Raw genomic sequence first — 14,218 nt, 5'->3', positions numbered from 1 at the left:
AGCCAAATTTCCTTTACAGGCAAACCCATTAATCTCTAGAATACCAAAGAGACCTTCCGGGGCCTCATTTGTCCAGGATTAAGGCGGGCTTCACGAACTGCACCGCCTAGACAAAGCCTCGAGTCCGCACTATACTCATCTCGCTGCCGAGGAGTAGCGCAGCCTGGTAGCGCACCTGCTTCGGGAGCAGGGGGTCGCTGGTTCGAATCCAGTCTCCTCGACCAGATAACCCCACCTAGGGTGGGGTTTTCGCAATTAAGAGCGCCTTTCTCACAGGCTTCAAATAACGCTTTGCCAAACTCGGGTTGACGGTAAACTGCTGTTGGTAGATCCCCGCTGTTGCGGTGTAAAGTCCGCAGAAAGCCTACCGCCATGAAGCACCTACTGCTTTTGTTTTTGACCCTCCTCCTAGGAGGTATGGCTCTAGGCCAGTCCAGCGCCTACCGCTTGCGGGTGCTTTCCTGGAGTTGCAAAGCCTATGCCCGGGGTGTGCTGGTGCAAGGCACGGTCAAAAATATCAGTTCACGGGCTATTGCCGATCTACGGGCCAATGTGCGGGTCATTGGGCCGGGCCTGCGTATGGCCAGCAACTCGGCCCCTCTACTGAATCATAACCTGGCTCCAGGGAAGACAGCCTATTTCGAGGTTCGCGTCCGTGCTAACTTCGATACAGTTAACCGCTGCGAGCTTTGGTTTCGCAACCCCAGAGTAGTGCAGATTGCCACCTTGGTACCGGCCCCTCGTTAATGGCCTTTCTGGTAGCATCGCTTTTATGAAGCCCATACTGGTATGCCTGGTTGGATTAGCAGGTCTGGCATTGGCCCAAGACACCATATACAAACTACGGGTCAGTGAGTGGCGCTGTGCGCCTCATGCAGGCGGAGTAGTGGTGGCCCAAGGCACAGTGGTGAACCAATCGGGCCGCACCCTGAACAATTTGCGGGTCAACTTGCGGGTGGTGGATAGCCAGGTTACGGTGGTCAATGGGGTGCCCAACCGCAAGGTTTACGGAACCAACTCAGCCCCAATTGCCCTGCGCACCTTGCCTAATGGGGCCCAAAGCCGCTTTGAAGTGCAGGTCAAGCCCACCCGGAGCCAAGGGGTGCGTTGCCAGATATGGTTCCGAAGCCCGGATGCGCTGCAGATTCCCACCTTGGTTCCTGGACAGTAGGGAGGCTATGCTGCGAATTCTAGGGGGTACGGCTAAGGGGGTTGTGCTCAAGGTGCCCGAGTCGGCCCGGCCCAGCCCCGTGCGGCTACGCAAGGCCCTGTTCGACTACCTGCGCTTTCGCTACCCGCGCCGAGGGCGCTTCCTCGATCTGTATGCTGGGAGTGGAGCAGTGGGCCTGGAGGCAGCCTCAGAGGGGTTTGAGGTGGTGTTGGTGGAGAAAGATCGCCAGGCCATCCAGTTTCTGCGGGAGAATGCCCACAAGGCTCGTTTAAAGGTGCATATAGAGGGGATGCCAGTGGAGCGCTATCTGCTAATTGCCCAGCAGCAAGGGCAACGTTTCACGGTGGCGTTTATGGCCCCTCCCTATCCTCACGATTTACTGCAGGACTTCGAGCGCCTGCTCCAGGCCGGCCTGGTCGAGCCGGGTGGCCTGTATATCCTGCAGCACCCTACCGAACTAGTGCTTCCCATAGGCCAGCGCCGTGAGTATGGCTTCAATACCCTCACCCTAGTCGAAGCCCACAGGGTTTGACCAAGGGTGCGGATTTGTGTGAAGATACGGCGCGAAAGCGAGGCCTTATGCATGTGGTTTATCCCGGTAGCTTCGACCCTTTGCACAACGGCCACTTTGATGTGATCCAAAGGGCCTCGAGGCTTTTTGGCAAGGTGACGGTAGCCGTGCTGGAAAACCCCTCCAAGCGCAATTTCTGGTTGTTCGCGCCCCAAGAACGGGTGGAGATCATTCGCCAGGCTATAGCGGCGGCGCGCCTGACCAATGTGGAGGTAGATTCCTTCCATGGTCTCCTGGCGGAGTACATGCGGCGAGTGAACGCCCGGGTGATCGTCAAGGGGTTGCGGGCGGTTTCCGACTACGAGACCGAGCTACAGATGGCCCATCTTAACCGGCAGTACGGCAACCATCCCGAGACCCTGTTCATCATGGCAGCTACCCGCTGGTCTTTTGTTTCTTCGACCATGGTCAAAGAGATCGCCCGCTACGGCGGCGATGTATCCAAGTTGGTTCCGCCCGCTACAGCGGAAGCCTTGCGGGCCAAGCTGAGCACGATTGGGGGATAGTATGCAGACCTACCCTAGCAAATATGGCCATGCCTTGGAGATCGGACACCTGATTGGCGGCGAGGAGATTTTTGAAGGTAGCTTACTCGAGCGCCGAAACCCTGCCGATGTTGCCGACCTGGTAGCCCGCTTTCCCCAAGGCTCCAAGGAAACCTTACGCAAAGCGGCTCAGGTGGCGCAAAAAGCCTTCCAGGAATGGTCGCGTACCCCCGCGCCGGTGCGGGGTGGCGTGCTAGCGAACCTGGCCCAGGTGCTCCTGCGGGAGAAAAGTACCCTGGTGCGGCTGATGGTGCGCGAGGTAGGCAAGACCTTCAAAGAAGCTGGGGGAGACGTACAGGAAGCCATTGATACGGCCATTTTCTTCGCTTCCGAAGGGCGAAGGCTCTACGGTCAGACCGTGCCCAGCGAGATGAAGAACAAAGAGCTCTTCACCTTCCGCCGCCCCTTGGGCGTGGTGGGGATGATTACGGCGGGTAACTTCCCCATTGCCGTGCCCTCCTGGAAGCTGATCCCGGCGGTGCTCGCGGGCAACACCGTGGTCTGGAAGCCCTCTGAGGATGCCTCCGCGCTGGCCTACCTTTTTGTCAAGCTGTTTGAGGAGGCAGGCCTGCCCCCAGGCGTGATCAACCTGGTTCATGGGGGTGGGAAGAACGCCACCGGCCAGTGGCTGGTTGAGCTGATGGATGAGGGCCTTTTGCAGAAATTTGCCTTTACTGGGAGCACTGCGGTAGGCCGTTGGATTGGTGAGGTCGCTGGGCGTAACCTGCTGCGGCCCACCCTCGAGCTAGGGGGCAAAAATCCCCTGGTGGTGTTGCGCGATGCCGACCTCGAGCTGGCGGTAGAGGGAGCCTGGTGGAGCGCTTTTGCCACCGGTGGTCAACGCTGTACCAGCGCGGGCAACATCATCGTGGAAGCCCCCATCTACGAGGCTTTCAAAAAGCGCTTCCTGGAGAGGACAGAGGCTACCGTGGTGGGCAACCCCATTGAGCACCCCACCGGCCTCACCTATGGCCCCTTTATGAACCAGCGCCTCTTTGAACGCTGGCTCGAGCACTACACCTGGGGCCGCGAGGATGGGGCCACGTTGCTCTTCGGACAAGGCCGCATCACCGCCGCCAACCCCTATCCCCGGTTCAAGGGCGATCCGGAAGTGGGCCTGTTCGGCTGGCCCACGGTCTGGGAAGCCCGGCCCGGCATGCGCCAGTTCGAGCAGGAGATTTTCGGGCCCACCATCAACCTGGTGCGGGTGGAGGGGCTGGACGAGGCCATCCAGGTGGCTAACGCGCATCCCTACGGGCTTTCGAGTGCGGTCTATACCAACCGGCGGGACTGGGCCTACCGCTTCAAAAACGAGATCAAAGCTGGCATGACCAGCATCAACAACTCCACCGTGGGGGCCGAGGCCCACCTGCCCTTTGGTGGCGTGCGGGCTAGCGGTAACGGGGCGCGGGAAAGCGGCATCTGGGTCATCGAGGAGTACACCTACTGGCAGGCGGTCAACGAGGAGTACTCGGGCCGGCTCCAGCTCGCCCAGATGGATACCGGTTACGCTCAGCCCAAGGCCCCTACCGACTGGGCTCGCGTGCTGGGCGACTCTTCGTAACGGCAAGGACTACTTCCGCAGCCGAAGCCGGTGGGTTAGCAGCGCCAACTCCGGAGGGGTGTTGGCTGCGCAAAAGCGGTCTAGGTAGGGGAGGGCAGCCCTCATGCCGGTGGCCTGGGGGTCGTAGCCTTGGCTATGGAGCAAGGGATTGAGCCAGATCAAAGCGGCGCTACGCAGATAAAGCTGACGCAGGGCCTGTTGCAAAACTTGAGGCGCGCCCGTATCCAGGCCATCGCTGGCGATGATGACAATGGCGTCGCCCCGGATAAGACCCGCATGTGTTCGCTCCAGCGCCAAGAGGCTTTCCCCAATCTGGGTGCCTCCGCCCCAGGCCAGGCCTAGCCGCTCCAGCCGGGGGCGCTCGGCCAGGCTTTTGGCTTGCTCGAGCTGGCGGGTAATCCGCTTCAGCTGCGTGGAAAAAACGAAGACTTCTACCCGGTTGCAACGCATGCGTAGGGCGAAGGCAAATTGTAGCAGGCGGTCAGCATAGCTATGCATTGAACGGCTGCCGTCCAGCACAAATACGAAGCGGGGTTGTCGTTTGGGGTGCTGCAGCCAGGCTGGGTGGATGGGGTCTCCTCCGGTATGGAGAGCCTTGCGCAGGGTGCGGCGAAAGTGCAGGCGGACTCCCCGGGGGGCTAGCGCCCAGCGCCGGCTGCGCCCCAACCGAACCTGGTTGACCAGTCGTGTGGCTGCCTGCAGCATCTCGTCTAGGTCTTGCTGGGGTATTTCTACCTCGTCGGCTTCGCGGCCCGCGTTGCGGCTGAACATGGCTCTTCGCAAGGGGGCGGCCCAGTCCTCGGTGTTCAGGTTTTGATAGCTATGCGGGGTGCTTTTTCCTCCAGGCCCCGGGCCCTCGAGGGCCAGATGGCTGGGGTTTTGCTGAGGAGCTGGGCCTTGCTCACCGCTTTCCCCCTCGCCGCCGGGGCGAGCCTGGCCCAGGTGGGGACGCCTGCGGCTGGGCAGAAAGAACTGGAAAAACAGGTCGTCGAAGGCCCGCTCCTGCTCGAGGTTGCTGCACAGCACCAGCTTAAGGGCCTGGCGGACTTCCTGTAAGCAGCCTAGGTCAACGGCTTCGAGAGCTTGTAAGCCCTCGGCGATCTCCTGGGGCCCCAGGCTAAAGCGCTGGGGGGTGTGGCGCAGAAAATCGGCAAAAGCCACCAGGTTTTTGCACCAGGTGCCGTGAAAGGGCCCCTCGAGGGCTGGGGTGGCGATAGCATCTGGAACCATGGGCTAAAGAACCAGCTCAGCCAGCCGCTGCTTGTGGGCTTCTACCAAGGCTAGGTCGTCGCGGTCTTTGAGAATGACGCCCCAGGTTTGCTCCAGCACCTGCAAATCCAGCGCTTCTTTGTGTAAGCTCACCAAAGCCTGGGCCCAGTCCAGGCTCTCGGCTACCCCGGGGGCTTTGTTGAGGGGCAGCTCCCGGAGGTGGGCCATCACGCGGGCTATCTTCTGGGCCAGCCGGGGGTTGATGCCGGGCAGCCTAGCCTCGATAATCTCCACCTCTTTTTCGAAGCTGGGGTAGTTCTGCCAAAGGTACAAGCAGCGTCGCCTTAGGGCATCGGAAAGCTCGCGGCTGCGGTTGGAGGTGAGAATCACGTAGGGGCGGTGTCTGGCCCGGATGGTTCCGAGCTCGGGGATGGTGATCTGAAACTCGGCCAAAAGCTCGAGCAAGAAGGCCTCGAACTCCTCGTCGGTGCGGTCGATCTCGTCGATCAGCAAGACCGGGGGCTTGTCCTGCAGGATGGCCTCTAGCAGCGGGCGGCGCAGCAGGTAGCCCTCGCTGAAGATTTCCGCCTCACGCTTTTCCACGCTCTCGCCGAGGTTTTCAGTAAGGCGAATGTGCAGCATCTGCTTGGGGTAGTTCCACTCGTAAAGGGCCTGAGCGGTGTCCAGGCCCTCGTAGCACTGCAAGCGGATCAACCGCGTGTCGAGCACCTCGGCCAAGGTTTTGGCAATCTGGGTTTTGCCTACCCCGGCGGGGCCTTCAACCAGCAAAGGCTTTTTGAGAGCCAAGACCAAGCGCAGAGCGGTGGCCATGGGAAGGTCGGCGATGTAGTTGTGCTGGCGCAAAACGGCCTGGATGCCCTCGACGGACTCGAGCTGGGGCGGGATGCTGGCCTGACTCATGCCTTGCCCTTGAGGTATTTTTCTGGGTTCTTAAGAAACTTGGCCCGGCAATTGGGGCAGCTGAAGTAGTAGGTCTGGCCCTGATATTCGGCGCTAACTGCTTTGGCGATCTCCAGCACCTCCCCGCTGGTGGGGTCAATGGCCAGGCCAGGGCCCAAGGTTGGCGGGGGACTAGTCTGGGGAACCTGGGCGGCGGCCTGCAACACCAGGGCTGGGGAAGACAGAGGCTTGTTGGCCTTTAACTGGACAATCTCGGCCAGGATGGAGATGGCCACTTCGTCGCGCTCGCGCCCGCCTAGGTCGAGCCCGGCGGGGTATTTAAGGTTGGGGAAGGTACCGCGCGGTACCCCCAGGATTTCCAGGTTGTCCAGCACGCTGGCCCCGCGCTTCCGGCTGGCTACCAGGCCCAGGTAGGCCGGATGGGGCATATAGCGCGCGATGAGAGCCAAGGTGTCCTCGTCGTAGTGGCCTTGGGAGGCGATGACGATGTGGGTTTTTTCCGGGTTACGCCCCTCGAGCCAGGGGCCGATTTCTCGCCAGTCCAGCACCTCTATCTCGGCCTCGAGGTCAACCCCGGCCAGCTCCGGCCTATCACAGGCCAGGCTAACCCGGTAGTTCATTCGCGCAGCAATCTGGGCGGTGGTGAGGGCAATCTGCGACCCTCCCACCACCAACAGGTCGGCCCGCCCTACCATGGGCTCGATATACACGTCCACCGCGCCCTCGCTGGCACAGGTCATGGGAATCACCACCTGCTCGGCCTGTTCCAGCACCATCTTGGCGGCGGCTTGCGGGGTGATCCGAACCAGCCGTGGCCTACCTAGGCGCAAGGCCTCGAGGGCCTGCTTGCGCACAACTTCGCGAGAGCAGGCCCCACCGATGTAGCCCTCGAGGCGTCCATCCTCGAAAATCAGGGCCTTGTCCCCTAGATGAGAGGAGACCGGGGCCTGGCGCGAGACCACCGTGGCTAGGGCAAAAGAGGTGCCCTGGCGTTTTAACTCAGCAATCCTGCTGTAGATGTCCATAGGTATACTGCCATTGTAGGCCGAACAACCTGGGGACAAACCCCTCCCGCTCACAAAAAATGCGCCTTGTACGACAAGTTATACCTCGGCCATCTTCTGCCCCATGTTGGCAAACACGGTTTCGATTAGGCGTTTAGCCTGGGCATCCAGCACCCGTCCGCCCACCGTGGCCGCCGGGCCGCTCACATTGGCCACGCCGCTCCAGTCGAGCAAGGTGGTCTGATCGTCCTGGCCGATGATGTTGGCGCTGGCGGTCAGGTCTACTGCGCTGCCTAAACCACCACCGCGCAGGCGCACCAGCATCTTGTTCTCCTCGGGCCGAGGGTCAAGCTCGATGTTGAACTTGAAGGTACCGCGCACCGGGCCTACCGCCACCCCTACGGTGGCCACCAGGTTTTTTTCGTCCTTGATTTCCACTGCTTTTAGATCGGGGAGGCAGGAGGCTACCTTGTGGGGGTCCTGCACGAAGCGCCAGACTTTCTCTGGTTCGGCCTGAACTTTTTCTTGTCCGCTATACTCTAGCTTCATGTTTAAACCTCACAGAAAACCCGTAGCCGCTGACCCGATGGAGCCGGCCAACGGCTACAGGCCGGTGGCCTTTTAGAACGAGTCGATGCCCGATTGGCGCAGGATGCGCCAGACCTTTTCCCGGGTGATGGGCATGTCGATGTGGCGCACGCCTAGGTGGGCCAGAGCATCCACCACCGCATTTACAAAAGCAGCCGGGCTTCCTACGGTGGGCGACTCACCCACCCCCTTGGCCCCGAGGGGGTGGTGGGGGCTGGGGGTAACGGTGTGGCCGGTCTCCCAGCGGGGGGTCTCGAGGGCAGTGGGCAGCAGGTAATCGGTGAAATTGGAGGCCAAATGGTTGCCCTGCTCGTCGAAGGCGATCTCTTGCATGAAGGCGATGGCAAAGCCCTCGGTCAGGCCCCCGTGTACCTGTCCCTCCACGATCATGGGGTTGATGATGGTGCCACAGTCGTCGATAGCCACAAAGCGCCGTACCTTGACCTCGCCGGTGCCTTTGTCAATGTCCACCACGCACACATACGCCCCGTGGGGGAAGGTCAGGTTAGGGGGGTCGTAGTAGTAGGTGGTCTCGAGGCCGGGTTCCAGTCCTGGGGGCGGATTGGTGTAGGCGGCGAAGGCCACCTCGTTCATGGTCACGCTTTTGCTGGGTACTCCCTTGACCACGAACTTCTTGTCCACCCACTCCACGTCGTTCTCGCTCACCTCCAAAAGGTGCGCGGCGATCTTTTTGGCCTTTTCGCGGATGCGCCGGGCAGCCAAGGCCATGGCCCCGCCAGCGGTGGGAGTGCTGCGGCTGGCGTAGGTACCCAGGCCGTAGGGGGCGGTATCGGTGTCGCCCTCCTCCACGATGATTTTGTCCACGTCCAGGCCTAGCTCCTCCGAGACGATCTGGGCCCAGGTGGTCTCATGGCCCTGGCCCTGGTGACGGGTGCCGGCCCGCACGATGGCCGAGCCCGAGGGATGTACGCGAATCTCGGCCCCGTCAAACATTTTGATACCTAGGATGTCGAAGTCTTTGGAGGGACCAGCCCCCACAATCTCGGTAAAGGTGGAGATACCGATGCCCATGAGCTCGCCCCTGGCCCGCTTCTCGGCCTGTTCTTTGCGCAGTTCGTAGTAGCCGATGCGCTCGAGGGCGACCTTCAGGGTCTTCTCGTAGTCGCCGGAGTCGTAGGTCCAGCCCAGGGCCGAGGGGTAGGGGAACTGCTCGGGGCGGATGAAATTCTTGAGCCGCAGCTCGGCCGGATCCATCTTCAGCTCATGAGCCAGCACGTCCATGCTGCGCTCAATCAGGTAGCTGGCCTCGGTCACCCGGAAGGAACAGCGGTAGGCCACCCCACCAGGAGCCTTGTTGGTGTAGACCGCGTCCACCTCGGCGTAGGCTTTCTGGAAGTCGTAGGAGCCGGTGCAGATGGAGAAGAGGCCTGCCGGGTACTTGCTGGGGTCGGCAGCGGCGTCGAAGGCCCCGTGGTCGGCCAGGGTGTAGACCTTCATGGCCGTGACCTTGCCGTCCTTGGTGGCCCCGATCTCGATGTCCATGTGGAAGTCGCGGGCAAAGCCGGTGGTGGTGAGGTTCTCGGTGCGGGTCTCGACCCATTTGACCGGGGCCCCCAGCACGATGCTGCCTACAATGGCGCACACATAGCCAGGGTACACCGGCACCTTGTTGCCAAAGCCCCCGCCGATATCGGGCGAGATGACCCGGATGTTGTTTTCCGGGATGCCGGTGACCAAGGAGAGCACCGTGCGGATGGCGTGGGGGGCCTGGGTGGTCATGTACACCGTGAGCCGGCCGGTGGCCTTGTTCATATCGCCGATGCAGCCACAGGGCTCGAGGGGGGCCGGGTGGCTGCGGGGGTAGACCATGTGCTGCTTGATGCGCACCTCGGACTGGGCCAGGGCTTTCTCGGTCTCCTCCTTAGAGCCCACGCTCCAGTTCCAGATGTGGTTGTGATGCCGGCGTGGTCCGTGGGCGCCCTCCATCTTGTCCTTGATGTCCTCGCGTAGCACCGGGGCATCGGGATCGGTGGCCTTGTAGGGGTCGACTACTACCGGCAGGGGCTCGTACTCCACCTGTACCGCAGCAGCCCCATCGGCCGCAGCCTGGCGGGTTTCGGCGAAGACTGCGGCCACCTCCTGGTACTGGTAGAGCACCTTGCCATCGGCCAGCACCATCTGCTTGTCGCCAGCCAAGGTGGGAATCCAGGAGAGGCCGGCGGCCGCTAGGTCTTTAGCGGTGATCACCGCTTTGACCCCAGGAATCTTGAGCGCCTCAGAGGCGTCTATATTCAGAATTTTGGCGTGGGCGTAGGGGCTGTGTACCAGGGCCATGTAGAGCATGCCGGGCAGGTTGATGTCGTCGAGGTAGGTGCCCTTGCCCACGATGAAGCGGGCATCTTCCTTGCGCTTGATGGGTTTGCCCAGTCCCTGGATGCCTTTGGGCTCGAGGTTGGGGGTTTGAACGGACATGACACTCCTTTCGCCTAGTCGTCGGCTGCCGCGCCGGTGGGTTGTTGCAACATCTGGGCGGCTTGCTGCACAGCTTTGACGATGTTCTGGTAACCCGTGCAACGGCACAGGTTGCCCGATAGGCCAAAGCGGATTTCCTCCTCGCTAGGGTTGGGGTTGTGTTGCAAAAGAACGTAGGCGGCCATAATCATCCCAGGGGTACAGTAGCCGCACTGAAGCCCGTGCTGGTCGTGAAAGGCTTGTTGTAGGGGGTGCAGCTTGTCGCCCTGGGCCAGGCCCTCGATGGTGGTGATGCTGTGACCCTCAGCCTGTACAGCGAACATGGTGCAGCTCTTGACCGCGGTCTTCCCGTCCAAGACCACCGTACAAACCCCGCAGGAAGAGCTGTCGCAGCCGATGTGGGTTCCGGTCAGGCCAGCATCGCGTATAGCCTGCACCAGAAGGGTGCGCGGCTCGACGTTGAGCTTTTTTTCCGTACCGTTGATGTTGAGGGTGATTTCCATAGCGCTTTCTCCCAGCGTCTTCAGGCCACCGCAACACCTAGACGATTGAGGGCCTTGAGTAACCCGCGCCCGACCAGCACCCGGGCCATGTCTTTTTTGTACTCAGCGGAGCCGCGGGCATCGGGGGTGGGGTCAGCAATTTTACGGGCTTCCTCGGCTGCCGCCCGGATTAGTTCCATGCTCGGTTTTTGCCCCCTCAGGAGGTTCTCGCCCTCCACAACCCGTAGGGGCATGTGAGCCACTGCGGTAATGCCGATGCCAGCTTCCTTGATAGTGCCGTCGGGGTTGAGCTCGAGCTGTACTGCAGCAGCCGCGGTGGCATAGTCGCCTACCTTTCGCTCGATTTTCTCGTAGGCCCCAGAAGTGAGGGCGTTTGGGGTAGGAAACCGCACCTCTACCGCCAGTTCGCCCTCGCCCAGCGAGGTGGCGAAGCTATCAACCAAGAACTGGTCGATGGGTTCGACTCGAGTCCCGTTTTTGCCCTTGATGACCATCTGAGCCCGTGCAGCGATGGCAGCGGCGGCCCAGTCACCCGAGGGGTCGTTGTGGCAGAGGGAACCCACCACCGTACCCCGGTAGCGCACGATAGGATCGGCGACCACCATGGACACATCGCTGATTAGGTGGTATCTGTGCTGGATGTCTTTGTTGAACTCCACGTCGGTGTCACGCACCAGCGCGCCGATTCGTAGCATGCCGCCTTCCTCGCTGAGATAACTCAGGTTGGGTAGTTTGTTGATATCAACCAGCACGCCTGGCTGGGCCAATCGATATCGCATGGCCGGGATAAGACTCTGGCCGCCCGCCAGCACCCTGGCATCATAGCCATGTTTGGCCAGGTGATCGATGGCCTCCTCGAGGGACATGGGGCGTTTATATTCAAAGGCCGCGGGTATCATGCAGTCCTTCCTCCTTGCTTTAAAAAACGAAACTCAATCTATTCGCTAGAGTAGCCGGCAAGTATATGGGAGATTACATTTTTAAGCGTTACAAGAGTCTGTTCTCATCGGCATAATTTTATTTGGACAGATTCTTAGCTAAGGGCACTCCCGTTGCGCTGAAGTAGGCCTCGAGCCGCGAAGCAAACGATAGAATGTGGTGTATTTATGCATCGAATTGATGCCATTGTGCTGTCCGCCGGGAAGGCCTCGAGGTTTGGTGTACCCAAGTTTGCACTGCCCGCGGGGCCCGGTGAGGTACTGCTCACACGGGCGCTGGCGCAGGCTTTATGGGTGGTGGATGGACGGGTGGTGGTCGTGGTGGGGCACGAGGCAGGGTTGGCGCAGTTGGCCGTCGAGCGCTGGCTGGACCGCAATCCGGGTGTCAGAGACAGGGTGCGCCTCTGTGAAAACCCACACTATGCCAAGGGTCAGAGCACCTCGCTCCAAGCAGGCCTGCGGGCTCTGGAGGGCTCGGCGGGTGCGCTGGTTTTTTTGGCCGACATGCCGGGTCTGGATCAGGAGCGGCTCATGCAGCTAAGGGAGGCCATCCGCACCAAAAGACCCTCGAGCCTGGCCGTAGCCCCGGCCGAGCTGGGCCAGCCGCGCCCACCGGTCTATCTGGCCGCGGGCCTGTTTGCTCAGATCGAGCAACTGGCCGGCGACCAAGGGGCCAGAGCCCTCCTACAGGCACAGAGCAGCCAGGTCGAGCTGCTGGAATGGGGGACGGGGCCCTGGTTTGCCGATGTGGATACCTGGTCTGCCTATCGCACCCTAGCCCGGGCCAAAGGCTGGGATCGGGAGCCTTTTCGCCCCATTCCAAAGCACCGCCCTCCTTTGGATGAGGTGGTTAGGGAGATAGACCCCCTTCTGGCCAGCGAAAGGGTTCCCTGGCTGGCCCCCGGGGTGCTGCTTTCGGGCGCGGGGGGAGCTTCGCGCTGGCTCGAGCTAGCCCGGCCCTACCGTGGGGTGGTGGCGGTGGTGCGAGGGCCTGGGCGAACCCCGGCTCAGTACCTGCGGCTGTTGCGCCGGGCTGTCCTCATGGCCCTGACCACGAACAGCTAAAAGGTTGACAAAAGGTGAAAGCCTTTCTACACTCACAACTATCCGCGCCGGGGCGCGGCCACAATCAGAAACGTTCTTTTATCCAGAGCGGTGGAGGGACCGGCCCTATGAAGCCGCAGCAACCCACAAGAAACCTCTGCCCATCACCAGGGGTTTTTTGGAAGGTGCTAATTCCGGCCCGGCGGCTGAGCGTTGTAGGCACACGACGTTCGAGACTTGGCATAGTTTAGCTGCTGGGGAAGATAAGAGAAGGGATAGGTTCCGTATTGTGACCCCCTTCCAGTCATAAAAGAACGTCTGGTAGGGGGTTTTACTTGCTAGTAAAACTCCTACCCAGCGCGTGGCCGGCCCAAAGCCTGCTGCGTTCGCGCCCCAGACCTCGCGGTAGGAGGAGTACATGTCGCAGAAGTATCGTTTCGAGACCCTTCAGCTCCACGCCGGTTATAGCCCTGACCCCACCACCGGGGCCCGCCAGGTGCCCATCTACGCCACCACCTCGTACCAGTTCAAGGACACCGACCACGCCGCCCGTCTGTTTGGGCTGCAGGAGTTCGGCAACATTTACACCCGCATTATGAACCCCACCACCGATGTGCTGGAAAAGCGCATAGCCGCCCTCGAGGGTGGGGTGGCGGCCCTGGCCACCAGCTCGGGCCACGCTGCCCAGTTCCTGGCCATCACCAACATCGCCCAGGCCGGCGACAATTTTGTTTCCACCCCCAACCTTTATGGGGGCAGCATCAACCAGTTCAAGGTCACCCTGCCCCGGCTGGGCATCGAAAGCCGCTTCACCGATAGCGCGGAGAGCGTGGATGACTTTATCCGTCTTTCCGACGACAAAACCCGTTTCTGGTACCTGGAGTCGTTGGGTAACCCTGCCCTCAACATCCCCGACTTCGAGCTAATTGCCCAGGCTGCCCAGGAGCGGGGCATCGCCCTGTTTGTGGACAACACCTTTGGCCAGGGGGGGTATCTGTTCCGCCCCATCGAATGGGGGGCCAACGTGGTCACCCACTCCGGCACCAAGTGGATTGGGGGGCACGGGGCGGCCATTGCCGGCCTGATTGTGGATGGGGGCAACTTCAACTGGGATAATGGCCGCTACCCCCTCCTCACCCAGCCCCAGCCGGGCTACCACGGCCTCGAGCTCACCAAGGCCGTGGGCAACCTGGCCTTCATCATCAAGGCCCGGGTGGATGGTCTGCGCGACCAGGGGCAGTGCTTAGGCCCCTTCGAGGCTTTCTTGCTGCTATTGGGCCTGGAGACCCTCTCGCTGCGGGCCGAGCGCCACGTGCAGAACACCCTGGCCCTGGCCCACTGGCTGCGCCAGCAGGCCGAGGTGGCCTGGGTCAACTACCCTGGTCTGGACGACCACCCCAGCTACGCCAAGGCCCAGAAGTACTTCAAGGGCAAGCCGGGCTCGGTGCTGACCTTTGGCCTAAAGGGGGGCTACGAGGCGGCCAAACGCTTCATCGACCGGCTGGAACTGGTCTCCCACCTGGCCAACGTGGGCGACACCCGCACCCTGGCCATCCACCCGGCCTCCACCACCCACTCCCAGCTCTCGCCAGAAGAACAGCTCAAGGCCGGGGTCAGCCCCGAGCTGGTGCGCCTGAGCGTGGGCCTCGAGGCCCTGGAGGACATCCAGGCCGACATCAAGCAGGCCCTGAGCCAGAAGGTACAGGTATAAGCCCGCTTTCCTCCCG

At 61.5% G+C, this 14,218-nt stretch carries 14 protein-coding genes, 1 tRNA gene and 1 riboswitch; of the genes, 8 read left to right on the top strand and 7 right to left on the bottom strand.

Annotated features, from left to right (window positions below; genetic code table 11):
• Positions 1-147 precede the first annotated feature (147 nt).
• From G552_RS0104855 to G552_RS0104830, 6 genes are all read left to right on the top strand, one after another.
• Positions 148-224: transfer RNA gene (locus G552_RS0104855), tRNA-Pro, on the top strand.
• A gap of 148 nt (positions 225-372) precedes the next feature.
• On the top strand, positions 373-747 hold the full coding sequence (locus tag G552_RS0104850) for a hypothetical protein (RefSeq protein WP_027882008.1): 375 nt from the start codon (positions 373-375) through the stop codon (positions 745-747).
• Positions 748-772: 25 nt separating this feature from the next.
• A complete protein-coding gene (locus G552_RS0104845; protein ID WP_036270272.1) occupies positions 773-1,171 on the top strand; it encodes a hypothetical protein in 399 nt (132 codons plus the stop codon).
• A gap of 7 nt (positions 1,172-1,178) precedes the next feature.
• The gene (locus G552_RS0104840; RefSeq protein ID WP_027882006.1) at positions 1,179-1,703 is read left to right on the top strand and encodes an RsmD family RNA methyltransferase; all 525 of its coding nucleotides are present in this window, start codon (positions 1,179-1,181) and stop codon (positions 1,701-1,703) included.
• Between the two features lie 47 nt (positions 1,704-1,750).
• Entirely contained in the window at positions 1,751-2,248 is a 498-nt protein-coding gene (coaD, locus tag G552_RS0104835) for a pantetheine-phosphate adenylyltransferase (RefSeq protein WP_027882005.1), read from the top strand.
• Between the two features lies 1 nt (position 2,249).
• Positions 2,250-3,851 carry an aldehyde dehydrogenase family protein gene (locus tag G552_RS0104830; RefSeq protein WP_027882004.1) on the top strand — a complete coding sequence of 534 codons (1,602 nt, stop codon included), beginning with the start codon at positions 2,250-2,252 and terminating at the stop codon, positions 3,849-3,851.
• A 9-nt stretch (positions 3,852-3,860) separates the two neighbouring features.
• Here G552_RS0104830 and G552_RS0104825 read toward each other — a convergent pair whose 3' ends face one another.
• The 7 genes from G552_RS0104825 to G552_RS0104795 all read right to left on the bottom strand — a co-directional run bounded on the left by G552_RS0104825 (position 3,861) and on the right by G552_RS0104795 (position 11,408).
• Positions 3,861-5,081, bottom strand: coding sequence for a vWA domain-containing protein (locus tag G552_RS0104825; protein WP_051195682.1), 1,221 nt, complete (start codon positions 5,079-5,081; stop codon positions 3,861-3,863).
• Between the two features lie 3 nt (positions 5,082-5,084).
• Complete coding sequence (locus G552_RS0104820) at positions 5,085-5,981, bottom strand: AAA family ATPase (RefSeq protein ID WP_027882002.1); 897 nt, start codon at positions 5,979-5,981, stop codon at positions 5,085-5,087.
• Complete coding sequence (locus tag G552_RS0104815) at positions 5,978-7,006, bottom strand: XdhC family protein (RefSeq protein ID WP_027882001.1); 1,029 nt, start codon at positions 7,004-7,006, stop codon at positions 5,978-5,980. Before G552_RS0104815 ends, G552_RS0104820 begins: the two co-directional genes overlap by 4 nt.
• Positions 7,007-7,084: 78 nt before the next feature.
• A complete protein-coding gene (locus G552_RS0104810; protein ID WP_027882000.1) occupies positions 7,085-7,534 on the bottom strand; it encodes an SRPBCC family protein in 450 nt (149 codons plus the stop codon).
• A 72-nt stretch (positions 7,535-7,606) separates the two neighbouring features.
• Positions 7,607-10,006, bottom strand: coding sequence for an aerobic carbon-monoxide dehydrogenase large subunit (locus tag G552_RS0104805; RefSeq protein ID WP_027881999.1), 2,400 nt, complete (start codon positions 10,004-10,006; stop codon positions 7,607-7,609).
• A gap of 14 nt (positions 10,007-10,020) precedes the next feature.
• Complete coding sequence (locus tag G552_RS0104800; RefSeq protein WP_036270271.1) at positions 10,021-10,509, bottom strand: (2Fe-2S)-binding protein; 489 nt, start codon at positions 10,507-10,509, stop codon at positions 10,021-10,023.
• 20 nt (positions 10,510-10,529) lie between these two features.
• Positions 10,530-11,408, bottom strand: coding sequence for an FAD binding domain-containing protein (locus tag G552_RS0104795; protein WP_027881997.1), 879 nt, complete (start codon positions 11,406-11,408; stop codon positions 10,530-10,532).
• Between the two features lie 207 nt (positions 11,409-11,615).
• On the opposite strand from G552_RS0104795, the gene G552_RS0104790 reads away from it, so the two are divergent.
• Both G552_RS0104790 and G552_RS0104785 read left to right on the top strand, forming a co-directional pair.
• Positions 11,616-12,512 carry a nucleotidyltransferase family protein gene (locus G552_RS0104790; RefSeq protein WP_036270268.1) on the top strand — a complete coding sequence of 299 codons (897 nt, stop codon included), beginning with the start codon at positions 11,616-11,618 and terminating at the stop codon, positions 12,510-12,512.
• A 75-nt stretch (positions 12,513-12,587) separates the two neighbouring features.
• Positions 12,588-12,704: riboswitch (SAM riboswitch) on the top strand.
• Positions 12,705-12,909: 205 nt separating this feature from the next.
• A complete protein-coding gene (locus G552_RS0104785) occupies positions 12,910-14,202 on the top strand; it encodes an O-acetylhomoserine aminocarboxypropyltransferase/cysteine synthase family protein (RefSeq protein WP_027881995.1) in 1,293 nt (430 codons plus the stop codon).
• The last annotated feature ends 16 nt before the right edge of the window (positions 14,203-14,218 follow it).

Origin of the sequence: Meiothermus rufus DSM 22234, from assembly GCF_000423425.1 — a bacterium.
Taxonomy (GTDB): domain Bacteria; phylum Deinococcota; class Deinococci; order Deinococcales; family Thermaceae; genus Meiothermus; species Meiothermus rufus.
Note: the sequence above shows the minus strand (reverse complement) of the source record. Positions and strands in the feature narration are given on the sequence as shown.

Bases quoted from the DNA above. Each gene is read 5' to 3' on its own strand.
- G552_RS0104850 (WP_027882008.1), top strand. From the start codon at position 373: ATGAAGCACCTACTGCTTTTGTTTTTGACCCTCCTCCTAGGAGGTATG.
- G552_RS0104845 (WP_036270272.1), top strand. From the start codon at position 773: ATGAAGCCCATACTGGTATGCCTGGTTGGATTAGCAGGTCTGGCATTG.
- G552_RS0104840 (WP_027882006.1), top strand. From the start codon at position 1,179: ATGCTGCGAATTCTAGGGGGTACGGCTAAGGGGGTTGTGCTCAAGGTG.
- coaD (WP_027882005.1), top strand. From the start codon at position 1,751: ATGCATGTGGTTTATCCCGGTAGCTTCGACCCTTTGCACAACGGCCAC.
- G552_RS0104830 (WP_027882004.1), top strand. From the start codon at position 2,250: ATGCAGACCTACCCTAGCAAATATGGCCATGCCTTGGAGATCGGACAC.
- G552_RS0104825 (WP_051195682.1), bottom strand. From the start codon at position 5,081: ATGGTTCCAGATGCTATCGCCACCCCAGCCCTCGAGGGGCCCTTTCAC.
- G552_RS0104820 (WP_027882002.1), bottom strand. From the start codon at position 5,981: ATGAGTCAGGCCAGCATCCCGCCCCAGCTCGAGTCCGTCGAGGGCATC.
- G552_RS0104815 (WP_027882001.1), bottom strand. From the start codon at position 7,006: ATGGACATCTACAGCAGGATTGCTGAGTTAAAACGCCAGGGCACCTCT.
- G552_RS0104810 (WP_027882000.1), bottom strand. From the start codon at position 7,534: ATGAAGCTAGAGTATAGCGGACAAGAAAAAGTTCAGGCCGAACCAGAG.
- G552_RS0104805 (WP_027881999.1), bottom strand. From the start codon at position 10,006: ATGTCCGTTCAAACCCCCAACCTCGAGCCCAAAGGCATCCAGGGACTG.
- G552_RS0104800 (WP_036270271.1), bottom strand. From the start codon at position 10,509: ATGGAAATCACCCTCAACATCAACGGTACGGAAAAAAAGCTCAACGTC.
- G552_RS0104795 (WP_027881997.1), bottom strand. From the start codon at position 11,408: ATGATACCCGCGGCCTTTGAATATAAACGCCCCATGTCCCTCGAGGAG.
- G552_RS0104790 (WP_036270268.1), top strand. From the start codon at position 11,616: ATGCATCGAATTGATGCCATTGTGCTGTCCGCCGGGAAGGCCTCGAGG.
- G552_RS0104785 (WP_027881995.1), top strand. From the start codon at position 12,910: ATGTCGCAGAAGTATCGTTTCGAGACCCTTCAGCTCCACGCCGGTTAT.